The organism is Bacillus alkalicellulosilyticus, assembly GCF_002019795.1.
GTDB lineage: Bacteria > Bacillota > Bacilli > Bacillales > Bacillaceae_F > Bacillus_AO > Bacillus_AO alkalicellulosilyticum.
In genome coordinates this window covers 617,638-643,813 of record NZ_KV917381.1, presented here as the reverse complement: position 1 = coordinate 643,813, position 26,176 = coordinate 617,638, and the positions used below count along the sequence as shown (strand labels likewise).

Here is a 26,176-nt window from a genome sequence, read left to right as displayed (position 1 = left end):
GTCAAAAAACAAGAGGATGGAACAAAAGGTGTGTTTTCCTTTTTGTCCCATCCTCTACGCAATGAGCGTATCTGCCACACTAGCTTGTAGTTGCTCTGATATAAAACTTACACCATCTCACTATAACGTAAACCTTTTACCACTTGGTTTCGACCATATTCCTTTGCCTTGTAGAGGGCATTATCTGCTTCTTGGAGTATTCGCTCGATATCTTCTTCGGTTGACGCTATACCATCAGCAAATCCTATGCTAATCGTCAAATAACTAGAAACTGAAGAGTAGTAATGTGGGATTTCCAACTCACATATTGCTCTTCTAATTTCCTCAGCAAATCTCTCCACTTCAGTTTCTGAAGCATCAAGTATAGTGACAATGAATTCTTCGCCACCAAATCTCGCAACATAGATTGTTTCCAAGTCAATGTATTCATTAATTTTTTGTGCCACCGTTTCAAGAATGTAATCTCCTTCAAGATGCCCATAATTATCATTAAATGGTTTAAACTCATCAATATCAATCATGAGTATCGCCACTTTTCGCTCTTGAGTTTGTAACGCATCCTTTATATATTGTTGAAACCCTCGACGATTAGGAATTTTCGTGAGTTCATCTAAGACTGTAATTCGTTGTAACTGCTTATTTGCTTCCTCAAGCATTTGATTCATTTTTTCGTTTTCTTTAATTTTTATCGCTAATCTTTCATTAGATTCCTTTAATAGTAACTGATTATAAAAGTTAGTTGTATAACTTGTATATAACATTCGAGAAGCAATCCAACAAAAGAAGACAAAAACAGCTAAATTAATATAATGACCCGTCACAACAGTGGGAGAAGGTTGAAAATAAGGTAACGCAACCATAAAAATAAGGAGAGGAACACTATATAATGTTAAAATTGATTTATTTGAAGCCCGAAACAAAATCGATACACACATCAAATTAATAGCTAGAACCATCACATGCCCATAGTTTTTTTGGTCTAGTAATGAGACCGCCACTCCCCATAGCAAAAAAACCATAACAAAACCTAATAAACCGAAGCGATATCGGGTCTTAATGGTTTGAGAAGAATCTTTCGTTTTATTAAATAATTTAATATACAACAATAATAAGATAGCCATGCTACATAAAAAAATATACATCCACAAATAGGGATCGTCTGCAACGAATCGTTTTTGCTCTGCATAATTCATAGCCACATTCATTACAATGAGGACGGTTTCAAACAAAATCACAATTTTAGCAAATAACTTACATCGAGTTATATTTTCTTTAAAAAGTTGGTTCAATAATAATTTTTGTTTTTCAATAGGAATGGATGGGGTAATAAACGGGTCAAGGAGTTTCATTGAATAACCTTCTTTTGATAGGATAGGTTAATTATACAAAATAAGTAAATAGTAGTGTAGCTTTTTCTTCATATTTATCCAAAAAAAGAAAGAATACTAGATAACAAACACTATTATTACGAATTCAGTAGTTTTTAACCACTTCTAAGGTCGCATTTATGCGATATATCAACTTTAGATTGTCCATATTTCAATATAGTTAGAATTTCCATATTCTAATTTATACAAAATAGGAAATATGAATCGTTTTCTTTTCGTTTAGCTCAAGCTATTGTAAGTGACTGGAATGGTATCTATACTAAGGGTAACAAAAATGACTACGGTCAATGTTTGTCTAGAGATGAGGTGTTAGTATGATGGATGTATTTGTTTGGTTAGCAATCTTACTGTTAGTACTTCTAAGTGGCATTCACGTTTATTGGACATTCGGAGGGACATGGGGAGTAAATGGAGCCGTTCCGAGGAAAGTAAATAGCGATGCTCCCGCTTTTGTACCGAGAAAAGCAGAAACCATTGTAGTTGCGTTGCTCCTGTTGGCAGGAGCTGGACTCCTTTTTGTTCAGGCCAATTACACTTCTGTTATGGCTCAAAATGCTTTAACACAACGGGGCTCGATTATCGTTGGTATCGTCTTCATTCTTCGAACAATTGGTGATTTCAAGTATATGGGCCTTTTTAAAAAAGTCAAAGGCTCAACATTTGCCACCAACGACACACTAATATACAACCCGCTCTGTTTATTCTTAGGAATTATCTTTATCCTCGTTTAAGACCAGCTACAAAGTCCTCTGATAATGAGTCGTCCTTCTGTCTCAAAAGATAACGTTTCTGCGCTGAAAGTATTGCTACAAATCGTCCAAAAGTAGTTTAGACCTCTTATTGATAGGGAAGAAGTTATATAACTATTTCAAAAAAACGATGAGGAGGATACAATGAGACGATTATCTGATAGCCAATTGATAAAAGCCTACTTACTCGCATGTCATGGAAAGTTGGACGAGGATTTCATTACCCTTCTCAAAAACGAAATTGATAGAAGGCAATTAGTAACCTAATATGATTCTAAGCTAGTGCTGGAACATAACTAGCTTATCACGTCAGAAATTGCATCACTCACAACTTGCTTTGAGGGTGAGACAAAAGGGTAAACCCCCTTTGTCTCACCCTCTTCTCAATTTACCTTACTATATCTCTTTCCTATCTAGCCTTCCCTCTTATCTCTTTTAAAATAAAAGCTTTTATTTTCCTACTTTGAATATTTCCTTTTTATAGTATACTTGTTTTATGTAAGCGCTTTTATTATTGGTGAGGGGTGTGAGCGATGAAAACTAATTATTTTATTTCAACAATATTTCTTATGATTATTCTCCTTTCATTACTACTCACCTATCATTTTTTTCAACAAACTCTCTATTTTGATGAACCTGTTATCTCAAGTCAACATCATGATGAAACTAAATTGCATTTTGTTCTTATCGTTCAAGAGTTAGATAGTCACTATTTACAGACTCTTTATAAAGGTGCTGAAGCTGCATCAGAAAAGCACAATGCCACAATTGAGTATTGGGGGACAAAGCAAACAAATATTGAAGACCATATTAAACTCCTTGAAATGGCGATCGCTTCCAAAGTGGATGGCATCTTAACCCAAGGCTTATCCCATGAATTTGAAGCTGTCATTGATAAAGCAACTGAAAAAGGAATACCCGTTATATTAGTAGATTCTGATTATGAAGATAATCATCATATCCCCTACGTCGGAACAAATAATTACCAAGCTGGCTATGACATCGGTCTGCTTGTCTTGGAAGAAGCAACAGGACCTACCAAGGTTGGAATTATTACTGGTAGTTTACTAGCGAATAACTTAAATGAACGAATCCAAGGCTTTCAAGATGCGATTGCTATGGATTCCAGAGTAGAAGTCGTTTCGACTAAGAGTTCAAATCTAAACAAAATTCAAGGAACAGAACAAACATTTCAAATGCTAAAACAACATCCTGACCTTTCAGTTATCTTTGGAACTAGTGCCGTTGATAGCATCGGAATCTCAGATGGTATTGAAAAAGCAAACCACTCTTCCTCTATTCTTGTCTATGCATTTGATGATCTTGATGAGACCATCTCTCTTATAAGAAAAGGTAAAATTCATGCTACTTTAAAACAAGAACCATATGATATGGGATATACCGGAGTCCAATTGTTAATTAGTCTTCTTAAGAAAAAAGACATCAATAAGAATTTTTACACAACCACTACAATACTGAAGAAAGAAGATGTAGACCATGCCAGTCAAAACTAAACTAATGATTCCTATCCGGGCTAAATTGATGTTATTTTTTATTGTATTGTTCTTCATTATGATTAGCCTATCACTATTCATCAGTTACAACTATTCTCAGACGGTGCAGCATTACAACCATATCCAAGAACGCTTTTTCCTATTGAATGATGTCTCTCAAAAATCATCGAAAACCTATGAAACGATGGATGCTTATTTAAACAAAAATCAGTCAAGTGATTTACAAAGTTATAAACACAATCGTGACCAGTTAATAGATGCTAAAAATTTATTGGTCTCTCATTTTCAAAATGAGAATAATTATATACAAACTCGAAACTATCAATACATGATTGATAGTTTTATTGAAGAAACAGATGTAGCGATCTCTTCTTTTCATGAAGACGACATTGAAGTCTATTCAGAAAGTCAAAAAGAAGCGTTTATGTTAATTGGTTTTATTCAGGACCAGACATTAACGTTACTTAACGATGATCTCTCTATGTTTCAAACTTATTATGATGCCTTGAACCAACGAAATGAAGATGTAAAACTTACGCTATTCTTCATGTCGTTTGCGACCTTTTCTGTTGGTGTGTTTACAACCTACTTGTTTAGTAATAGCATATCCGCACCTATTAACCAATTAACAAAAACGGCAAGAGAAGTAGCGGCGGGAAAACTAGATGGTCCCAAACTAACTGAAACGAGCGATGAAATTGGATTTCTCTCAAAGACATTCAATAAAATGAGAACCGATTTAGCCTTTCATGTTCGACAGCTACATGAGAAATCTGAACAGGATAAATTAGTGAAGGAAATGGAACTTAAAAGCTTGCAAAGTCAGATAAACCCTCACTTTTTATTTAACACCCTCAACACCATTTCCAAGTGTGCATTGATTGAAGGGTCAGAAACCATATTTAAATTAATTAATTCAATCTCGAAGTTGTTGAGATATAACTTAGGTGTCATGGATAAGCCTGTCACTTTAGCAGATGAAATTAGCGTCGTTCAAGAATATTTTTATATCCAGAAAGCGAGATTTGAAGAAAGAGTAGAGTTTTCAGTAGATATCACTGAAGATTGTCTATCGCTTAGAATGCCTATCCTTACTCTTCAACCACTTGTTGAAAATGCTTTTATCCATGGAATTGAGCCCTATGAACAAAAAGGTAAAATTGAGATTGTTGGGCATTGTGAAGGGAATTATGTTGTCCTTCAAATCAAGGACAATGGAATTGGGATGGATAACAGGACGAGCCAAATGTTGCTTGATAAGTCGGTGACCACATCTTCTCTTACAGGACATTCAACGGGATTAGGCGTTAAAAATGTCTTACGAAGACTAGAACTGTTTTACCAGTCACATGAACGAATTTCAATCGATACAGAAGTCGGAAAAGGAACCACAATTCAATTAAAGTTACCTAAACAAGGGATGGAGGGGAATAGCTATGTATAGGGTATTAATTGTCGATGATGAAGGACTTGAAAGAAGAGGTTTGCGAAAAATAATAGCAGAAGCTTTCTCTCATCTTCTAATTGAAGAAGCAGACAACGGACGTACTGCGATTTTATTAGCTGAGGAATTTAGACCAAACATCGTCTTCATGGATATAAAAATGCCTGGTATTGATGGGGTTGAGGCAGCCAGAGAACTGAAGCGAATGAATCCGTCTGTTTACATTATTATGGTCACTGCTTTTGATACGTTTGAATATGCACGCCAAGTTATGAAAATTGGTGTTAAAGATTATATCCTAAAGCCTTGTTCTCGCGAGGAAATCATTATTCCTTTTCAAAAGGCCTTAGACGAGATTGAGTCAGAAAAACGAAAAAGAACGGAAGACATCACCTTGCGTGACAATTACCGTCGTGCTTTATCAGTGATTCAATCTAAAGTCATTACTTCTATTCTCATGGGGTCTTCTCATCATCACAAAGATATCGAATGGGATGTTCAAGAAACCTTTCAGAAGGACAGCTTTGTCATGGTTTTTGAATTTAACCGAAAATCAAAGTTTATTGATTATAAAGAAATAAAAGGATACCTTTCTTTTATTCAGTCAGAAATCGAACAAATCTTTCCGAACCACTTTATTGGTGAGCAAACAATGGGACGCTTTCCGATTCTCGTTCAGTTACCCGAAAAAGGGAGCTACCAAAATATTCGAGACCGGGCTATAGCCTGTAGTAGAGAAATCATTAGTAGGTCTCATCACGTCTATCCTGATTATTCATTATCCATAGGAATCGGACGCACTTATAATGAACTTGAAAAATTTATACAGTCTTATCATGAGGCATTGTTTGCACTTGCCTCTATTAAACAACCAAATACCTGTCAATACTATAACCACCATGCCAAAGAGCAAGGAAATCAACTCAATCTAGGCTATCCCTATCAGGCTGAGAAAAAATTGTTAGAATCGATAACATCCGGCTCTTTAGAAAGTGTAGCGACTCTAGTTCATAATTTTATGGATGAAATGTTGGCCTATTGCAATCAATCCGAGCAAACAATTGAAGAGGTCGTCGCTGAGTTCTTAGTTCTCATGCGTCGTCATCTAGTTGATTGCGGGATTACTGTTTCCATCAATCGAAACCTGTTGCATTATAATACCGTGTCCATCTTCCAAGAGGAAATCATTCGAATTACGACATACATCCACTCGATGTATCATTCAAAACAAAAAGATGTCTTACTGATTGCCAAACAATTTATGGCTGAAAATTATAAAAAGCCGATTACACTTGAAGAAGTCGCTGAACAAGTTGAACTAACCCCACAATACTTTAGTAAAATATTTAAGACACGTGTGGGCAGCTCGTTTATTGACTATTTAACGGCCCTTCGAGTGGAAACAGCAAAAGAACTGATGCGAACAAAAAAAGTGAGTGTAAAAGAAGTATGCTATGAAGTAGGCTACAAGGATCCTAACTACTTTAGTCGAGTGTTTAAAAAACATACAGGAATGTCTCCGAGTGATTATAGGTAAGAAAAGAGAGGGTGAGACAAAAGGTTTTTTTAGAGGGCACTGAAAAAGTTCGGTTTTTAACTTTTACAGTGCCCTCGATGCAATGTGCGTAACCGTTGCTTTTTTTAAAAGCCTGGTACGAGTGGGTTTCTCGTACCAGGCGAGCAACGAGTGGAGCCATTGCAACCATAATAAAAGGCTCTGAAAAAGTTGGTTTGTACTTTTTCAGTGGCCTCTTTTTTTAACCTTTTGTCCCACCCTCTTAGCAATGAGCGAAACCGCCACTATCTTTTTAAGCAAGTTGTGAGTCCTTTTTCACAACTTGCTGAAGTGAGTGGGTTCTCACAACGGGATTTGTGGCGAGTGAAGCCAGTGAAGATGTTTTAGCTAGTTCTGTTCCAGCCCCTTTTTTCGGTTCTATCTTCTCCACTTTTACAAGTAACCATCCAATTCATTCTATCCTCCCACTGTTTAAAATAATGCTATCTTTTTAAAATTTTACTATAAAACCATTTGGATTCCCCCCTCACTTTTTCTTCATTTTAAATATGTAAAGAAAGACATATATATGTGCTATATGTTTACATATAAAAGCAACTTTAAATAGATTACGATAAACATGTAAGCGTATTCAAAAATAATAGTACCAAGGGGGAACTAAGGTGAAGAAAGTAATAATTTTATTTTTAGCACTCTTACTTGCAGCTGTTCTAACTGCGTGTGGAGGAGAATCTACAGGTGGCGGTAGTGGTGAAGCTGGCTTTGTTGGGGTCGCGATGCCTTCTAAGTCAATCGAGCGTTGGGTATATGACGGTGAAAACATGGTAAAAGAACTTGAAGCTCTTGATTTCAAAGTAGATTTACAATATGCAGAAGATGTTGTTGAAACTCAAATCTCTCAAATCGAAAATATGATTACAAAAGGTGTTGACGTACTTGTTATCGCTGCTATCGATGGTGAAGCGTTAACAAACGTTTTACAAATGGCTGCAGATGCTGACATTCCTGTTATTTCTTATGACCGTTTAATTAGAAGCTCAGAGCATGTATCATACTATGCAACATTCGATAACTTCAAAGTTGGGGTTATTCAAGGAACATATATTGTTGATGCCCTAGATTTAGAAAACCAAGATGGACCATTTAACATTGAATTATTTGGTGGATCTCCAGACGATAACAATGCATACTTCTTCTACGATGGTGCGATGTCAGTGCTTCAACCATACATTGACTCTGGCAAACTAGTTGTTAAGAGTGGTCAAGTCGGTATGGATGTTGTAGCTACAATGAACTGGAGTGCTGCAAACTCTCAATCTCGTATGGATAACCTATTAAGTACATTCTATACAGATGAAGAAGTAGATGCTGTTCTTTCTCCTAATGATGGATTAGCTATCGGGATTATTTCAGCCCTTAAAAACATTGGGTACACTGATTTACCTGTTATCACTGGTCAAGATGCTGAGATCCAATCAATCAAAGCGATTGTTGCTGGCGAGCAGTCTATGACAGTGTTCAAAGATACAAGAGCACTTGCGAAAAAAGTGGTTGAAATGGTAACAGCTATCCTTAAAGGTGAAGAAGCGGATGTAAATGACACGGAAACGTATGACAATGGCGTAAAAGTAGTTCCTTCTTACTTACTAGAGCCTGTCTATGTTGATGAAAACAACTATAAAGAGATCATTATTGATAGTGGTTATTTTACAGAAGAACAACTTCAATAAGCCGCTAGAAAAAAGAAGTAATTAAGAAGCCACTGAAAATCTAATGCCTTTGGTTTTTTGGCTCCACTCGTTGCCTGCCTGCTATGAGAAATCCTCTCGTAGCAGGCTTTTAAAAAATGAAACGGCTACGCGCATTACTCCTTTTATATATAAAGAAATCACCTCTTCCTTTCTGCAAACTATTAAGAAATGCTATAGCTTACGTAACGTACGTTTCATTTCTACTAGAATGCCATCGTGATGTTCTTAAACATAAGGGAATGTAACGTATCAATGGCATTTTTTATCGTTTGAAGCTATAGGTTTTCAGATAAGGAAAACGGCAAACCAAAAGGGCACTGAAAAAGTTCGGGTTTTAACTTTTTACAGCGCCTTCCAAATCCGTCTTTTCTTACTTTTTAAAGAAGGTGAACCATCACTATGAACTCATATAACAGAGGGCGTGAGGAAATGAAAACAGAGTCAATTTTATTAGAAATGAGAAACATTACAAAGGAATTCCCTGGTGTTAAAGCACTAGACGATGTCAGCATCAAAGTGGTTGAAGGCGAGATTCATGCGATTTGCGGTGAAAATGGTGCCGGAAAATCAACATTAATGAAAGTATTAAGTGGTGTCTACCCTTTTGGTTCCTACGAGGGGGAGATTTTATTTAATGACCAAGTATGTGAATTCAAGGATATTAGGCAAAGTGAGGAGCTTGGCATCGTAATAATTCATCAAGAACTAGCCCTCATCCCAGAACTTTCGATTGCTGAAAATATCTTTCTCGGAAATGAAATAGCTCATCGAGGGGTTATTAACTGGAATGAAACGGTTAGTAAAGCAAGAGATCTCCTTACAAAGGTAGGATTAAAGGAGTCTCCACATACGTTAATTAAAGACATTGGTGTCGGCAAGCAGCAACTCGTTGAAATTGCAAAAGCATTATCTAAAAATGTGAAACTACTTATCTTAGATGAGCCGACGGCTGCACTAAACGAAACAGATAGTGAAAACTTACTGAATCTACTTATTGAATTACGAAACCAAGGCATGACAGCCATCATCATCTCTCATAAATTAAACGAGATAAAAAAGATTGCCAATTCAGTCACCATTATTCGTGATGGACTATCGATAGAAACATTAGATACCGCGGATATAACAGAAGACCGCATCATTAAAGGAATGGTTGGTCGTAGTTTAACCAACCGCTATCCTGAAAGAGAACCGAAAATAGCAGAAACCTTTTTTGAGGTAAAAAACTGGAGCACCTATCACCCTATTCAAAATGACAGGCAAATCGTAAAGGATGTTAATTTGCACATTCGCCGTGGCGAAATTGTTGGGATTGCAGGTCTTATGGGATCTGGTAGAACTGAGCTTGCGATGAGTATCTTCGGAAAATCTTATGGGACAAAAACAACCGGAGAGCTTTATAAAGATGAAAAACCACTGAACCTTCCAAATGTAAATAAAGCGATCCATTCTGGTATTGCCTATGTAAGTGAGGATCGAAAAGAATACGGGCTTATTCTCATTGATAACATTATGCAAAATATCACCTTGGCAAATTTAAAAAAGATTGCTAAAAACAACGTAATTGATGAAAACGAAGAGTTTGTAGCTGCTGAGGACTACCGCAACAAAATGAATATCAAAACACCCAATGTCACACAAACCGTTGGAAACTTAAGTGGTGGCAATCAGCAAAAAGTAGTATTAAGCAAGTGGATGTTCTCTGAGCCTGAAATCCTTATTTTAGATGAACCTACACGAGGCATTGATGTTGGTGCCAAGTATGAAATCTATACGATCATTAATCAATTGGCCGGTCAAGGTAAAGGGATCTTGCTTATTTCATCTGAGCTCCCAGAAATTATCGGAATGTGCGACCGTATTTATACAATGAATGAAGGTGCGATCACTGGAGAAATCCGTAAATCGGAAGCGACACAAGAAAACCTAATGAAATTGATGACGAAATCTGGAGGGAACTAACATGAAAAATTCCTTAACAAATCTTGTTCAAAACAATTTGCGCCAATATAGTATGGTTATCGCTTTAGTATTGATTACCTTACTTTTTCAAATTCTTACCGATGGGACCCTTTTAAAACCGTTAAATATAACAAATCTTATTCTTCAAAATAGCTACATCTTAGTTCTTGCAATCGGAATGGTACTAATCATCATTACCGGACACATCGACTTATCAGTTGGTTCGATTGCCGCCTTTATAGGTGCGATATCCGCGATTTTAATGATTAATATGCAAATGGACCCTTGGCTTGCGGTTCCTATTTGCTTACTTGTTGGTGCCCTCATTGGGGCTTGGCAAGGCTTCTGGGTCGCCTATGTAGGTATACCAGCCTTTATTGTAACCTTAGCGGGGATGTTACTTTTTAGAGGGTTAACCCTAGTCGCATTAAAGGGACAATCGATTGCTCCATTCCCTGAGTCATTCCAACGAATCAGTACTGGCTTTATTCCTGATTTTCTCGGTGGCGGAAGCCTTCACCTTTTTTCTATCGCGGTTGGGGTTATCATTTCACTTATTTTAATCGCACTAGAATTTAGAACACGAAGAAATCAAATAAAATATGGATTTGATGTCCTTCCAAAAGGTTTGTTTTACGCAAAGCTCGTCGGAATCTTTGCTGTTATCAATTATTTTACGTACGTATTAGCTATGTATCGTGGAATCCCAAATATTTTAGTCATCTTATTTGTTCTAATCGTTGTATACACATTTGTCATGAAGAAAACAATTATTGGTCGTCACATTTATGCAGTCGGAGGAAACTTGAAAGCAGCTTCACTATCAGGGATTAAAACGAAACAAGTCACATTTGGTGTATTTGTAAACATGGGAGTGCTCTCAGCATTATCTGGTTTAATCTTTGCGGCTCGCCTAAACGCCGCTACCCCGCGTGCTGGTACACTATTCGAACTAGATGCGATTGCAGCTGTATTCATCGGTGGAGCTTCAGCTTATGGTGGAATTGGAACTGTCATTGGAGCGGTTATCGGTGGACTCGTTATGGGGGTAATGAACAATGGGATGTCTATCCTTGGTCTAGGTATCGACTGGCAACAAGCCATTAAAGGTTTAGTATTATTAATGGCTGTAGCCTTTGATATCATTAATAAACGAAAATCATAATCACATATAAAGATAAGCCCTTAAACTAAGTGGCTTATCTTTTTTAGTTGCATTTTACAAACACCACCACTTATTTTCGCTATCAAGTACGTAAAGTGACCCATAAATTCTCTAACCATTTATCAAACTCTACGCCTTTTTCACCTTCATACGTATCATATAAATCAATTCTCATCTTTTTCACTTTTTCTTTAAAATCATGATATGAATGATCGGCAGGCAGACTTTTCTTAATTCGCACTAACACTTTCTTCGTATCTTTAATCAAGTCTCCTTGGATTGGTTCAGGCTGAGATACCTTTTCACCTAAGGCTTGAAGTTTTCGGTAAGCGGCTTCTCGAATGGTTGTAACAGGATCACCTTTCAAGCTATGTTTTAATAACTCAATCGTCTCTCTCGTTTTCCACTCTCCTAGCTCTTCCACAGCATCCAATCGCTCTCTCCAGTTGGAAGAACGGTTTATTGATTTTTTCAATGTCTCAAAATTATCTGGTAGCGCTTGTTTACTTTCATTTGAACTCACTTTTACAGTCTCCTTTTTATCTAACTTGTCCATTTTCTATTTTATCACTAGAAATCCATTGTCATACGATAACTGACAATGGTGTATGTAAATAACCACAAAAAAATAGGAAAAGAAAAAAGAACTCTGTAAACAGAGTCCTTTTTTGTGGGATTAGATTTTGTTAACGTTTGTAGCTTGAAGCCCACGTTGACCTTGCTCAGTTTCAAAAGAAACTCGTTGGCCTTCGTCTAAAGATTTAAAACCTTCGCCTTGGATAGCTGAGAAATGTACGAATACATCTTCTCCTCCTTCGATTTCGATGAAACCGAATCCTTTTTCTGCATTAAACCATTTTACTGTACCTTCTTGCATGTTTGTTTCCTCCTGTGTGGATATGTTCCACTTTTTATTACTATAGTTGCTCAATTAGATATCAAAGGCGAAAAGTTTAAACACTTATTCTTTCCTTACAGAACCGAACAAAAATAATTCTTCTATATCATAACAGAACTAACTATAGAAAAGCAAATAAACTCCACTTTTTTTTTAGCAATTACATAATCTTAGTTATTGCTCCTTCCTATTTTGTACGATGTTCAAGTTTTTATACTTCATCTCTTAAACAGTCGAAGGAAAATCTGGACATATTCACCACTCTTTCTTGGTACAAACGGTAAACACTGCCTTCTTGCTGCTGGGTTCTCTACTGCAGAATATCCTTTACTCTTCCTACAGTACCATCTTCAAGTTTAACCTTAATACCATGTGGGTGAGTCACAGAGTTCGTTAATATTTTTGCAACGACACCTTCTGTAAGTTTACCTGTTCGTTGATCCTGTTTTTGCACTACATTTACTCTAAGCCCCGTTTTAATGGAATCCCTTTTTGTTCCAGACATACAATATAAAACCCCTTTTATGTTAGTTATGTAACATATTATACCTTACGTGCTCCGGAATAACACGATCATGAAATGAGGCCGGGATAAAAGGTATTTTTACCTTTGTCCCGGCCTCAATTACTCTTTATTTACTTCTTTTTCATACTTAACTTATAGGAAGAAATACTCGCATTCCCATGATAGTCTTCAACTTTTACGTAATACGTTCCTTTCTTTAAGGAAACCGAGAATTTCTCTGCATCTCCCGCTCCATATACGTCCTTTGAGGTTACCTTTTTCCCTTTAGAATTATAAATGGTGATTTTGCCATCTAAATCTGTTGGTACGGATAGTAACACATCATACGTACGTTTATTAGGAACCACAATTTTAAAGAAATCTGTATCGCCTTTATTGCTTGTTACGTTCATGTTGCCAGTAGCTGTGAAGTTTCCAGCTTTACTCGCTTTAATTGTAACCGGCTTAGAAGGAATATTGTCTTTCACTTTATTTCCCTTATCTTCGTCAGCCATTGCTGTCGCGTTGACAAGAGTAAAGTCATATCCAAGCACAGAACCTTCATAAAGGTAGTTATACAGAACAATAAAGTAGCCTGCTTTTTTCTTGCCATTAAAAGCTCCACGTTCTTCTTCTGCTGACCAACCATTTACAAACACCATGGTATTGCCTTCTTCTTCAGGGTCAAGTTTGCCATTCCCGTTTGAGTCTTCAATAATGACGACATCTGGGTCAGTCTGTTTGACTAATTGTTCCGGTACATCTTTAAGGGTTGTTGTTGTTTTTGGACTAACGTTAAATCCATAAATCGCAGTTGACTTCGGTTTGAAGTAAAAGATGTCGACATCTCCTGTTTGTGCAAAATTCCCGCTTATCTTTCCTTCACTAATCGGTCTTGCCTCTTCAAACGAATCATTATCTTCTTGTTTGTCAACTGGAGTACGTCTTACGAACTCACTTGTAAAACTATACTCATAAAAACTCGGACGATAGTTAATATCACTTAGTGCTAAGTAATATGTTCTATTTGCTTTTACTCCTATATGAATCGTATCTTGAGTAGTCCAACGATCATTCTCATAATCATATCCTTCGTTGGTACTAATATATTCTAATTCTCCTGTTAACTCATTCAGACTAAATACATTAAATATAGGTGTGATCCCCTCACTATTTAGTGTAAATCTGTAGAACGCATTTCGAGTTGGTGTAAATGAATACCAGTCCTCGTCGCCCCAATATTGGAAATATCCGCTTGATGTTTTTCCTTCTTTATGAGGTAATGCTACTTCTTTAATTCTGTTGATATAATCCTCTTCATCATGCCAAGCAGCTGTTACTTCCTGTCTTATCGATTGAAGAGGCTTATTCTCTTCTTTAGATAAAGCAAACATATCGTCAGAATACTCATATTCCTCTTCGTATTCTTCATTAGGGAAGTTATCTTCATCCTTAGGTAATGTTTTGCTTTCGATAGAGATTTCATATGGAATGGTTGATGAATAATTTCTCGTTTCATCAATTGTTAACGGTTCACCCCACCAATCCCACATTTCAAAAGTTGGATCATTGGTTACTTCAATGATATATGTCATACCAGGGTAGGCATTAAATGTAATTTCTTCTGCACTACCAAATCCAAATTCATCCTTATAGTCCTCTAAATATTCTTCTCGGTAAAATTCATCTTCTTCTTCCCAATACTCTTCATACACAGCATGTACTTTTAACATAATATCGATTCCAGGAACACTTGATGTTTTCACTCGTACAGTTTCAGGCTTGCCATTATCATTTTCTGGCATCGTAAATGTGAAATAATCACTATTCCAAGCTGTTTCTGGCTCTGTAGGGTACTCTTCGTACGGGTCATCCTCAATTGGATAATCTTCAGCAGGTGTTTCATCACTCGGTAAGTCTTCTGCCGGTACATCCTCAAGTTGCTCTTCTGTTCCTTCGTTTCCTTCTTCTAGCGTTTCTTCAACAACCGTTTCTTCTTGAATTGACTCTTCCGTTTCTAAATCTTCTGTAGCCACTTCGCCATTTGATTCGTCACTGTCGGTCGCTTCTTCTATGATTTCGTCCTCTGCAGGTTCATTTTCAATTGGTTCATCCTCAATTGGTTCGTCCTCAATGGGTTCGTCCTCAATCGGTTCCTCTTCAATTGGTTCTTGAGGTTCTTCTTGGACAGGAGGTACATATGGTGATTTAGAAAAATAAAGGTCTCCAAAGTCGTATTTGGAATTGAATGGGAATCCATCAATTTCTACTTGATTCCATTTATTAATTCCATCTGTTGGTAGCTCATTAAATTTTTCAGCAGTTAACGTATATGTTTTACTTGCTTTTTCATTATATTTTTTCGTTGCATCTTTTACACCAACCACAATCGTACCATCGAGAGGTGCTTGGAATAATGACCCTTCTGATCCTCCACGCTTTTGGTCATCGACCTTTAGCTTGATTAGATGTTCAGAGTCCCCTTTTGCAAAGAAATAAAAGTCATACATATAGTCATATTTTGATTTTTGTTTTAACAATAACTGAACATATTCATCTTCCTTCACATCAAAACGGTACCAATCTGTTTGGTAAAGTTTTGTGATTTGTCCAGTTACAGAAGTGCTCGGTTTTACCGTAATTTTTTTAGCTTTTGTTGATAATTGTTTCTCTGTTAGAAATGTTGTTTTAGGTATTTGTTTTGTGTCAAATTTCAATGCTGAAACTGGATTGACTAATCCAAATCCATAAGTTGTATCGTAGCCTTTTGCTCCTAAATCCTTAGCAGTTTTATTTAAAATGTATTGAATTTCATGTGGTTTTAAATTTGGATTTTTCGATAAAAGCAATGATACTACTCCTGTAACCATAGGTGTAGCCATTGATGTACCATCAAGTGTCATATACGATGATTTTTTATCATAATCGTACGCCGCATTATAAATACCTTCACCTGGAGCAACAATATCTACAGTCGGTCCAAATGTTGAAAACTCAGCTAACTCATTTTTACTATTAGTTGCCCCTACACTAATAACGCCTTGATAAGCCGCAGGATAAAGTCTCATTTCATCTCCGCCATTTCCAGCTGCTGCAACAACTGTAATGTTAGCTTCGACTGCTTTTTGAATCGCATCTTCTAAAATAGGTGATGGATAATATGTTCCTAAGCTTAAATTAATAACTTGGGCTTTTTGCTTTACAGCTTGAAGGATTCCTTCTGCCACTGTATAGTCCGTTGCATACCAACTGTGTCCGAAAACATCAATGGATAGGATACTAACATTTGGATTAACTCCGTATCCCCCAACGCCATTATTTTTTTCGGAAGCAATGATTCCCGCTACATGTGTTCCATGTAAATCCGGCACCCCTTTTTTCATAGGGTTTTGAACACTATAATTATAAGTAACTTTATTTTTTAGCTCAGGATGCTTTACATCAATTCCCGAATCTACTACAGCTACTTTGACTTTATTCTTTCCAGCTAGCTTTTGTGCACTATCTACTTTCAGCGTATCTAGGTGATACATTTGATCTCTTTTTTGATCTGGAACGGATAATTTTTGAACGCGTGCGCTTCTCGAAACGGAGACAACATCTGTGCGTTCAGCATACTTCTCTGCTACCTTCTCAAGCGATTTTCCTTTGTTAACTTTAACAATGTCATAGTTCAAGTTTCCAACTTTCTTAACTAACGTAGTACCCATCTTAGTGTGAGCTGACTTTGAAATGGAAGATTTGTATTTTACAATAAGTACATCTTCCTCAAAGTCCTCTTTTGGGTTTGTTTTGTCTTTTGACACCGAAAGAGCATTCACTTGATTTTTGCCAACGCCAAGCTGTTCCAATACTTGTTGGTGGACTTCTTCTTTTTCCGTTACTTTACTTGTTGCAGCAGTTACCGATGAAGGTAGCACTAAACTGGCAAGGAGTAACAGGCTAAACAAAACATTTAACCCTTTTTTCACTTGTTCATCTTCTCCTCTAGGAATAAAATTCCTGTTAATTTGTTCCAAGTTAAAATACAACACAATTTAAAATAAATCCTTCTCGTTTGAAATTATTTCTTTCGACAAAATCCGCATAAATTCTCTTAAATTCAAGGTTTTTCTTCAGAAAACACCCTATAATCACTAACGAAAACGCTTACAATTATTTGTGATAAACCCTTAATTTTCCTTCCTCTATAAAAATGAGACTTACTAGAAATCATATCCCTAGCAAGTCTACTTTGAACTATTTTCTTCTTTTTTCTAAAACCATTTCACAAGCGATGTCGTACATACTTTCGACACCTTGACTAGATGCTTCAAATCGATAAGCATTTTCTACTTTTATCCCAATATTGCCTGCTTCCTCCGTCGCGTCTATATTAGCTCCCATAAAAATAAATTCCCAGTTATTCTTTTCCTGCTGATGATTAATTAACTCTTTTATTTTTGGATAAGTAAATTCCTTACTTGCGTTTTCCATCCCATCCGTTGTTATAACGAAAATAACCTTTTCCGGTCGTTCTTCATTATTGGTCAAGGCTATCCTTTGCCCTACTTGCATAATCGACTTTCCTACCGCATCTAATAAAGCAGTAGTTCCTCTTACAAAATACTCTCGTTCAGTCAGCTTAACTTCTTTAGCGTCCGTCCCATTCCATAAAACCTCATAGTCATCGTCAAAGAGGACTGTTGTTACTACCGTTTCTCCCTCTTCTTTACACTGTTTTTGTAGAAACGCATTAAATCCCCCGATTGTATCTCCTTCAAGTCCCGCCATTGACCCACTTCGATCTAGTAAAAAAACAAGCTCCGTTACTTTTCTCTTCATTACGACCATCTCCCCTTATTTGAATATGGTATAATTGTATTTGAATTTATCCATATATTGGTCGCCTTGAAAGCGACATTTTTCAGGAGGAGATGTTTGTGCTTGATTCTAAAATCATAGACGAGCTACGAGCCTTTATTTCTTTACACGAAACTCCATTAGAAGCTTCTTTTACATCCTATAAAACATTAGAGAGTAACCTTGAACTAGATATCGAAGATTTTATAAAAACGAAAAAAAAACCCGTCTTCAAAGAGGTATTGTTTCGCTTTATTGACGAAAGAAAAACAAGCGACTCTGAGATTTATAAAAAAGCCCAAATGGACCGAAAACACTTCTCAAAGATTCGAACAAACGTAAGTTATCGTCCTGGAAAAAATACAATCATTGCTCTTGCCTTGGCCCTTGAATTGACGATTGAGGATACCGAGACCTTATTAGGCTCAGCCGGATATTCATTATCAGATAGTGAGTATAGTGACCTAGTCGTTCAATTTTGCATTGAGCGGAAAATTTATAACCTAAATGAAGTTAATTACGCGTTAGACCAATTAAACTTGAAGCCTATTGGATAATGCAAAAGAAAAGGATAACTCAAGAGGCTGAGCTTTCTCCTCAAGAGTTATCCTTTGTTAACTTTGGTCAAATAGTAATGATTCAATAGCTTTAGGTGAAACCGGTTTACTATAGTAATATCCTTGAGCATAGGAACAACCTAACCCATGTAAAATATGAGTTTCATCTTCTGATTCAATGCCCTCTGCTAACGTAAATATATGAAGAGCCTTCGCTAAGCTAATAATTGATTTAACAATATTTTGTTTTTTCTCACTCTCTTTCATCCCTGTCACAAACGAGCGGTCAATTTTAATCGTATGAAGTGGTAATGTTCCTAAAATGCTCAGGGATGAATATCCTGTTCCAAAATCATCTAACGAAATGTTTATCCCTAACTCGTTTAGTTTAAGTAAGATCCCCTTAATATACAGAGTATCTTGAATAAACATACTTTCAGTAATTTCAAACTTAAGCATCGCAGGCTCAAACCCTGTCTCATCTAATATAAAACGTACGTCCGATAAAAAGTTTCTATCCTTTAATTGTCGAATGGATATATTAATAGAGATTTCATTAAAGTCGATTCCCTTTTCAACCCATGTCTTCCCTTGAATACATACTTCTCGAAGTATCCATTTTCCTATTGAAACTATCAATCCATTTTCTTCGGTGATAGGGATAAAAGATGCAGGAGACACTCTTCCTAGTAATGGATGTTGCCATCGGAGTAATGCCTCCATCCCAACCATTCTTTCGTCTTTCAAATCATACTGTGGTTGATATTCTATAAAGAGCTGTTTTTCATTAAGCGCGCGATATAAACCTTGTTCTAAATCCAAGTGTTGTTCTTTTTCAATGAAATGAGCTTTAGTAAAAAATTGCAGCGCATTTCGTCCTCCTTCTTTAGAACGATTCATCGTATTGTGTGCATTTCTGATAAGTAAATCAAACTCTTGTCCATCGTTAGGGTATACACTTACACCGATACTACATGTCAAATAGCACTCGTGCCCATTTATATAAAATGGTTGTAGAAGAGCGTGTTGAATTTCTAGAAACTTGACTTGGATCTCGTCTAGAATGCTTACTGTTCCATTACTTGTAAAGATAAATAAATACTCATCTGCTGAGAAACGACAGCCAAACGCTTGATTGCTAAAGACTGCTTGAAGTCGCTCTGCCATAAGTTTTAATAATTGGTCTCCTACTTCATATCCATACACTTCATTTACTTTTTTGAAATGGTCAATATCCACACATAAAAGTCCTAGATTTCCTTCTTCCGTTGCCAGCTTAGAGAATAAGCTTTTTATAAAAGAAACGGTATACAGGTTTGAAATCTCGTCTATTTTGCTCATTCTTTCCAATTCAACCGTTACACTTAATAAGCTACCAAGAGAACGTAAGAGTGAGATATCTTCATCCGTAAAATCATATGGAACTTTATCGAGTCCACACAACGTTCCGAAAACATCGCCATTTCGCAATACAATCGGCACTCCAACAAAGCAACCACTTCCGTTAAGGGCTTTCGTTGCTGGCTCATGCTTTGTTCGAGGGTCGTTAGCTAAATCAGAAATGACAAAAGGCTCATCTATATTTTCACATACAAACCGACAAAGAACATTTTCAAATGGTAAACTAGAGCCTTCCACCATTAATGAATACTGACGATTGATGCTTTTGAGAACAACATTGTCTTTTCGATCATTTGTAGCAATAAAGAAGGTGTTAATCCCAATTCGATTGGATAATAAATCAAAGATGTGGGTAGCTGTCCTATTAAATTGTTCAGTTAACCATAAGCTTTTTACCATTGAGTCCATCGCTGTCACCCTTTTGATGTAATATACCTATTTTAAAGAACCATATTATTATTTTAGAATGATTCTAATTTTATTACTAGTTTTAAATGTTTCCATTATAAGCAAGCAGCAAAGCCTTAAATGACCACTATATATAAAAATGACAAGGGGTAGTTTCCCACCCCTTGTCATTTACTATATCCTATAAAATCAATCTTCATAAATTCGTTTTTTTCGAATCGCATATAAAAGTAAACCAATCATGAGTATCGACTGCCCTAGAAAAACAGCAGCGTCCCAGAAAGGAGCAGTCGTAATTGGTTGTAGTAACCCAGGTAACGACCTAGAAAAGGCATAATACATTTGCGGGATGAATACACCACCAAATAAACCAAACGTTAATACGACCCCAGTAATATAAAACCACCCATACAGCCGGACAATTCGTTCTTCGCCATCGAATAGTTGTGTTGTTTCTTCTGTTTTTAGAAACGGAATTTTTTTCTGAAGCAATTGCTTTCCATTTTCCATTAAGTTATAACAGCCCGTTACATTTTCACAGACATAGTAAAAGTCTGTTTTCATATAAAAACAACATTGATAAATCATACGAATAAAGACATCAAGCACCATTAACTTAAGAATACCTTGTACCAATGGATGACTCTCTGGAAATAACAATTGAAGGAGCAATGCACCAAAGAGGATTATGAGGTCAAAACAAATACCGCCAAAATATAAAACATTTCTCTCTTTCACTGAGAGCTTCCAAGCTGTGGAAAGGTCCGTTTCAAAAACGACAAAAAACAAACGATTTCCAATCCCCATCTTTGCAGGTAAATCAAAAGACCGCACAGCTAGAATATGTCCGAACTCATGAACTAGTACTAATACTAAAGAAAGCGCAAGCCAAGTTAATAGACTTGGTACAATAGCATCAAATAAAAACACATTTTTGTAGCTTGGAAACAGGTGTGGATTCAAAATAAATATGATAAGAGAAGCAAGAAACAACAATATGTATAGTTTGTTACTGACTGTATTAAAAAAGAAACGTCCAACTAGTGGCGAAATCCATGTATACCCTTTCTCCACTTGATTCTCTTTCTTATCTTCAAAAGCAATTCCATTAATTTCTTTTACTAGTTTTAAATCGAGAAGTTGTTGCGCAAATTCAATCAAATTCACACTATCATTCGGGTACATCTTTTTTAATTGCAACTCAACCGAACCTAACGATTGTCCCTCTTCAAGTAAACGAATGGCGTCAATACAAATTTTAGGCATCTCGAAGAAGTCACCAGAAGTGACTTCTTCAACAATATAATGCTTATTGTCTTTACGAATATCTAAAGGAAATAAAGTAAGTTGTGTTCCCAATGATAGTTTCATATTCAAGCCATCCTTTTAGATTGATAAAACGGCGGAGGATTCTAAATTATATAAGCATTCCAAACTGTTAACCTCTTATCTTAAAACATAATTGCACCACCAGCATGTTAGCTTTACTTTTTTTAGTTTACGAATTTTCATATTTTTCACCTCCCTCCAATGTAGTTGCTGACTGTGCAAGGCCTTTTTCTTCCCAGTGGAAATCTTGATGGTATTTTTTCCATTCAGGATATGCTTTCTTAAATAAGTGTACTAACTGAGGGTCAAATTGCGTACCAGCTCCTGCACAAATTCGCTTATAGGCTTCTTCTAACGGTAAAGCAGCACGATATGATCTTGAAGAAGTCATCGCATCAAATGCATCTGCAATTGCGACTATTCTAGCAAGGAACGGAATTTGATTTTCTTTTAATTGCTCTGGATATCCTTTTCCATCCCAACGTTCATGGTGGTATTGAATGACATCAATATATTCAGCAATTCCTTGAACTTGTTCTACAGCTTTTGCACCGACAACAGGGTGAGTTTTTATTACCTCATATTCATCTTCAGTTAATCTTGAAGGTTTAGTTAGGAGATAATCGGGAATATGGATTTTACCAATATCATGCAACAAACAAACTGAGTAAAATGAATTATACTCTTCTTTTTTTATGGAACCTGTAGCTTTTGCTAAAATCAAAGCATAATCAGCAACTCTCTCACTATGCCCTTTAGTATAAGGATCCTTTAATTCAAGGGTAGCGATAATTCCTTTAACAATCCCTTCTAGCTCTTTGTTGTATGAGTTCCTTAACGCAAGGATATAACTAAAAAAACGATTTAATAAAATATAACCCATTATAGAAATCACAAAAATAAGAAGCAATGGGAACAGTACAGTAGTATCTTGGAGAATTACTCCCACCAACGAATACCTAATTACTGTACCTAATGAAACTACCATAAAAAATCTTTTATTTACAAAGATAGGAGAGAACAAGACAATAATAAGTTCTACCGCATTTCCACTTATAAAGTTTTGATCAGACTCCCAATAGATTAATAAATCATTTACAATTGTTAACACTGAAAATGTAATAAAATACATATACTTAATAATTTCAGGTTTTTCTCTTTTCAATAAATAGTATGTAATAGGTAAAAGGAGTAGCATGATAATATGAGGACTAAAACCAAGTCCCCCAGAAGGTAATCCCTTTGAACTTAAAATGTAGTAAAAAAAAATATCATAGAATATGAAAACAAAATAGAAAAGCAATATAAACCATATAGCCGTTTGTTTTTCTGCATTTATTTTAGCTTGTCTTTGCAAGATAGCCACCTTCTCTTTCTCGTTGTATTCGACATTAGAGTATAAATTCCTTTAAGATTTTCATTTAAAATTCGAGTTTTTTTGTCATTTATTCTATCATACTATAAATCACAGAATTTCCTATATCTTTCTAAGTAATTTTTCACAGGTATTTATCATCATTGATATAAATACATAACAAAAGCCAACCTCTAAAAGAGATTAGCTTTTCAAAACACGATTCTATTCTGATTGTGGGTTATAACCTATTTATCTTCGATTATGTGCTTGTGGTAATCTTGATGATACTTCTTCCAACTAGGAAAAACTTTCTTAAATAAGTGGACTAACTGAGGGTCAAATTGTGTTCCTTCCCCTTTACAAATGTACTCATACGCCTCTTCTGGTGAAACTGCTTCACGGTAAGCTCGTGCAGTTGTTAATGAATCAAATGTATTAGCGATTGCTACAATTCTTGCAAGGAATGGAATGTTATTTTCCCTTATTTGTTCTGGATATCCTTTTCCATCCCAGCGCTCATGATGATACTGAATGACATCAATATAATCTGCTAAACCTTCCACACGTTTTACTGCTTGTGCACCTATAGTAGGATGAGTGTTTATGATTTCAAATTCTTCAGTCGTTAAGTTTGAAGCTTTATTTAAGATATATTCTGGAATCTGATTTTTCCCAATATCATGTAACAAACAAGCAAAGTAAAAAAGAGTTAATTCCTCTTTTTTTATTAATTTTGTTTCTTTTGCGAGCATCCTCGCATATTCAGCTACTCTTTCACTATGGCCCCTTGTATTAGGAACTCTTAATTCAAATGTCTCAACAACTCCCTTTATCATTTCTGCTAATTCTTGATTATAAGAATCTTTGACAGCCATAACATAACTATAAAAACTATATAACAAAATAAATGCAATTAATGAAAAAACAAAAACTAGAATAATCGGTAGGAAAACGTTTAAGTCTTGAAGGATTAATCCTGTAAGAGCTAGTCTAAGCATAGTTCCTACGGTAACAATAAAAAAGTATAATCTGTTGACAAATATAGGTGAAAAAAGAATAATCATTAATTCAACTATATTACCACTTTGAAATACCATATCGGTTCCCCAATAATATGATATATCATTAATTAAAGTGAGAACTGTAAAAGCTATAAAATAAATATACTTGATAGCATGGGGTTGTTTCTTTTTTAACAAATAATAAGGTAGTGGCAATAGAGCCAGCAATAAGATATAAATAAAAACTCCTAATCCATTTGGTAGAGAACCTGGAGCCCCTAGCCATATATAATAAAAGAATAAATCATAACCTATGTAAAAGATATAAAACATAAGCAAGTACCATATTATTATTCGTTGTTCTTTATTAATCAAGTGATTTTTATTCATGATAAGCTCCCTCTACCATTATCTGGTTTCAAAATTCGCCAAAATTCGAGTTTTTCTTTCAATTCATTTTATCATACTATGTACCTATTTCATACAACTTTAATACATATTTCTTGACATCTTTTTGTTCCTTTTCATAGAAATAAGGTGAGGAAAAGGTTATCTTGGAACCTTTTTCCTCACCCTCTAAACATTATAACTAATTTTGGGGAAGCTTTGTTTATCTTATACTATAATTTAATAACATCTTGTGAATCAAAATAGTCAACAAATTCGTCTGTATTACGATATGGCAACTCTATTTTAAAAAAGTCGGCCATGCGGTATAAACCTGAGTTGAGAGAATCCAGGTTTTCCGTAGCTAATGCTGATTGAATTCCACTTTGTATGTCTTCAAACTGTACGTATTGCTTTCTTAATGTCTGTATTGCTACGACATTAAATTCTTCAGATACCTCTTTTATGTCTTGAATTCGCTCTGTGAATATTTCCGCGATACGGTCTCTTCGTTGTTCTGCTTTTACGCTAAACAAATCAACTTTATCAAGAAGATACATGAATAAAGCAGATGCAATACCAGATAGTAATGTCGCTAACACTATCGACCAAGGTTCCCCAATGCCTATTTTATTTAAGAGAGTTTCAATCCCAATACCAGCAATGGCTAGGACACTACCACCTATTATTTTTATAATGGCTTCACCTTTTTGCGATGGCGTCATTTCCTTTGCATCTTTGCCAAATAAAATTTTGGCAGATTGCATGAAGATTTTTATTCCCTCTTTTAGAAGACGAAGGACTTGCTTAAAGATTCCAACAAATAAGCTGATGATCCCTTCTATTAATGAAGAAATGAATCCTTTCACGAATTCCCACATGTTATCTCCAATAAACGATGATGCATTTTCGATTACATGTTTTTTAATTCGACCAAACCGAATTGATAGGGCTTCAAGTGCAGATGAAGCATTAACCCCTTTCGTTAAGCCGTTTTTAAAACCATCTTTTAGTTCGAAATAAATTGGTTTTACAATGAATAAGATAAGGTTTCCAATCGCATATTCTTTCGCTTGATTAGCCGCAACACCTGCCGTCTCATTCCTAATGTCTTTTCCTTTATCGGTTTTGTCCATGAGGTTTTTGGCTATAAATTTATTTGCTTGTGCATCAATTTTTCGCTCTGCCTGCTTTTGCATCTTAAGCATATTTGCTTTCGTTATCTCATCAACTGGTGTCCCTTTCTCCTCCATATGTTTGATATATTCGGCATTTGTCCGTTTTCCCTTAGTTTGATTAATATTAGCAGATGTAACCGCAAAATTATCTTCAATGTTAGATATTTTTTTGATATCGGCATCATCTAATGCATAATTGCTACTTAGCCTATCATGAACTTGCTTTAGTGGGACGATATGGTCTGGTTGCGCCTGTTGCCTATATGTATCGTCATTATAACGTTTGTTCGGGTCGTTTCGTTTTAAATATAAGTTTCGTTTCCCAGTGTATTCATCGACGAGGCTTTTTTCACCAACTACTTTTCCATCTTTATAGCGGTCCATGGCCTTTTTATCTTCGTAATTGTTTCTCTCATATTCCTGAGTCATATTTGCATTCACGGTCCCGCGTTTTTTAGTCGTTTCTTGTACATTTTTAAATTCCGTATACGCATTTACGTTTGTAGAATTGTCAGGCTTGTCATTATAAGAGAACTGTTCACACTCCTCTATGATCCTTGAAGCTGTCAGCCCTTTTTTCCTGGCTGAGCGGCCTGCTTTTGTTGCCTCAAGTAACCCATTAATCACTGACATCATGACTGGCATTAATACACCCTTTTCGAGATTTTCTCCTTTTTGGAATTCCGTATATATTTCATCTATGACTTCTTGGGATGATTTCATATCATACAGTTCAAATTGTTCAAGAGTTCTCGTGATTTCAAGCGGTGAGGCCGTCGAAAGTTGCTCAAGTGCTTGTCTTCTGCTTTCATTCATCATTTTTC

20 protein-coding genes are annotated in these 26,176 nt (G+C 35.9%); 9 read left to right on the top strand and 11 right to left on the bottom strand.

Going from position 1 to position 26,176, the window contains the following annotated elements; translation table 11 throughout:
• Positions 1–107: 107 nt before the first annotated feature.
• A complete protein-coding gene (locus BK585_RS03175) occupies positions 108–1,349 on the bottom strand; it encodes a GGDEF domain-containing protein (RefSeq protein ID WP_078551781.1) in 1,242 nt (413 codons plus the stop codon).
• A 353-nt stretch (positions 1,350–1,702) separates the two neighbouring features.
• On the opposite strand from BK585_RS03175, the gene BK585_RS03170 reads away from it, so the two are divergent.
• The 8 genes from BK585_RS03170 (at position 1,703) to mmsB (ending at position 11,489) form a co-directional block, all read left to right on the top strand.
• Positions 1,703–2,119 (top strand): DUF3995 domain-containing protein, encoded by a 417-nt coding sequence (locus BK585_RS03170; RefSeq protein WP_078551779.1) that lies wholly within the window; start codon positions 1,703–1,705, stop codon positions 2,117–2,119.
• A gap of 162 nt (positions 2,120–2,281) precedes the next feature.
• Positions 2,282–2,404 carry a sporulation histidine kinase inhibitor Sda gene (gene sda, locus BK585_RS03165; RefSeq protein WP_078551777.1) on the top strand — a complete coding sequence of 41 codons (123 nt, stop codon included), beginning with the start codon at positions 2,282–2,284 and terminating at the stop codon, positions 2,402–2,404.
• A 266-nt stretch (positions 2,405–2,670) separates the two neighbouring features.
• Complete coding sequence (locus BK585_RS03160; RefSeq protein ID WP_078551775.1) at positions 2,671–3,651, top strand: sugar-binding protein; 981 nt, start codon at positions 2,671–2,673, stop codon at positions 3,649–3,651.
• Positions 3,635–5,095: a sensor histidine kinase gene (locus tag BK585_RS03155; RefSeq protein WP_078551773.1), complete on the top strand. Its 1,461-nt coding sequence runs from the start codon at positions 3,635–3,637 to the stop codon at positions 5,093–5,095. The genes BK585_RS03160 and BK585_RS03155 overlap by 17 nt, the downstream gene beginning before the upstream one ends.
• Entirely contained in the window at positions 5,088–6,632 is a 1,545-nt protein-coding gene (locus BK585_RS03150; protein ID WP_078551771.1) for a response regulator, read from the top strand. The genes BK585_RS03155 and BK585_RS03150 overlap by 8 nt, the downstream gene beginning before the upstream one ends.
• 641 nt (positions 6,633–7,273) lie before the next feature.
• Positions 7,274–8,341: a multiple monosaccharide ABC transporter substrate-binding protein gene (gene chvE / locus BK585_RS03145; protein WP_078551769.1), complete on the top strand. Its 1,068-nt coding sequence runs from the start codon at positions 7,274–7,276 to the stop codon at positions 8,339–8,341.
• A gap of 450 nt (positions 8,342–8,791) precedes the next feature.
• Complete coding sequence (gene mmsA, locus BK585_RS03140) at positions 8,792–10,324, top strand: multiple monosaccharide ABC transporter ATP-binding protein (protein WP_078556583.1); 1,533 nt, start codon at positions 8,792–8,794, stop codon at positions 10,322–10,324.
• Position 10,325: 1 nt separating this feature from the next.
• Positions 10,326–11,489, top strand: coding sequence for a multiple monosaccharide ABC transporter permease (gene mmsB / locus BK585_RS03135; RefSeq protein ID WP_078551767.1), 1,164 nt, complete (start codon positions 10,326–10,328; stop codon positions 11,487–11,489).
• Positions 11,490–11,571: 82 nt separating this feature from the next.
• Here mmsB and BK585_RS03130 read toward each other — a convergent pair whose 3' ends face one another.
• The 5 genes from BK585_RS03130 to BK585_RS03110 form a co-directional block, all read right to left on the bottom strand.
• On the bottom strand, positions 11,572–12,012 hold the full coding sequence (locus BK585_RS03130) for a HEAT repeat domain-containing protein (protein ID WP_245805772.1): 441 nt from the start codon (positions 12,010–12,012) through the stop codon (positions 11,572–11,574).
• A gap of 153 nt (positions 12,013–12,165) precedes the next feature.
• A complete protein-coding gene (locus tag BK585_RS03125; protein ID WP_078551763.1) occupies positions 12,166–12,366 on the bottom strand; it encodes a cold-shock protein in 201 nt (66 codons plus the stop codon).
• 331 nt (positions 12,367–12,697) lie between these two features.
• Positions 12,698–12,892 carry a YwbE family protein gene (locus BK585_RS03120; RefSeq protein ID WP_078551761.1) on the bottom strand — a complete coding sequence of 65 codons (195 nt, stop codon included), beginning with the start codon at positions 12,890–12,892 and terminating at the stop codon, positions 12,698–12,700.
• A gap of 131 nt (positions 12,893–13,023) precedes the next feature.
• Complete coding sequence (locus BK585_RS03115) at positions 13,024–16,863, bottom strand: S8 family serine peptidase (protein ID WP_139367484.1); 3,840 nt, start codon at positions 16,861–16,863, stop codon at positions 13,024–13,026.
• A gap of 268 nt (positions 16,864–17,131) precedes the next feature.
• Entirely contained in the window at positions 17,132–17,716 is a 585-nt protein-coding gene (locus BK585_RS03110; RefSeq protein ID WP_078551757.1) for a vWA domain-containing protein, read from the bottom strand.
• A gap of 98 nt (positions 17,717–17,814) precedes the next feature.
• On the opposite strand from BK585_RS03110, the gene BK585_RS03105 reads away from it, so the two are divergent.
• Positions 17,815–18,291, top strand: a complete 477-nt coding sequence (locus BK585_RS03105) for a hypothetical protein (protein ID WP_078551755.1) — start codon at positions 17,815–17,817, stop codon at positions 18,289–18,291.
• 57 nt (positions 18,292–18,348) lie between these two features.
• On the opposite strand, the gene BK585_RS03100 is transcribed toward BK585_RS03105, so the two are convergent.
• The 5 genes from BK585_RS03100 to BK585_RS03080 form a co-directional block, all read right to left on the bottom strand.
• Positions 18,349–20,100 carry a bifunctional diguanylate cyclase/phosphodiesterase gene (locus BK585_RS03100; protein ID WP_078551753.1) on the bottom strand — a complete coding sequence of 584 codons (1,752 nt, stop codon included), beginning with the start codon at positions 20,098–20,100 and terminating at the stop codon, positions 18,349–18,351.
• A 189-nt stretch (positions 20,101–20,289) separates the two neighbouring features.
• The gene (locus BK585_RS03095; protein WP_078551751.1) at positions 20,290–21,471 is read right to left on the bottom strand and encodes a peptidase; all 1,182 of its coding nucleotides are present in this window, start codon (positions 21,469–21,471) and stop codon (positions 20,290–20,292) included.
• A gap of 127 nt (positions 21,472–21,598) precedes the next feature.
• Positions 21,599–22,795, bottom strand: a complete 1,197-nt coding sequence (locus BK585_RS03090) for an HD-GYP domain-containing protein (RefSeq protein WP_139367483.1) — start codon at positions 22,793–22,795, stop codon at positions 21,599–21,601.
• 236 nt (positions 22,796–23,031) lie between these two features.
• Positions 23,032–24,177, bottom strand: coding sequence for an HD-GYP domain-containing protein (locus tag BK585_RS03085; RefSeq protein WP_078551748.1), 1,146 nt, complete (start codon positions 24,175–24,177; stop codon positions 23,032–23,034).
• Between the two features lie 230 nt (positions 24,178–24,407).
• Entirely contained in the window at positions 24,408–26,171 is a 1,764-nt protein-coding gene (locus BK585_RS03080; protein ID WP_245805771.1) for a DNA repair protein, read from the bottom strand.
• Between the last annotated feature and the right edge of the window lie 5 nt (positions 26,172–26,176).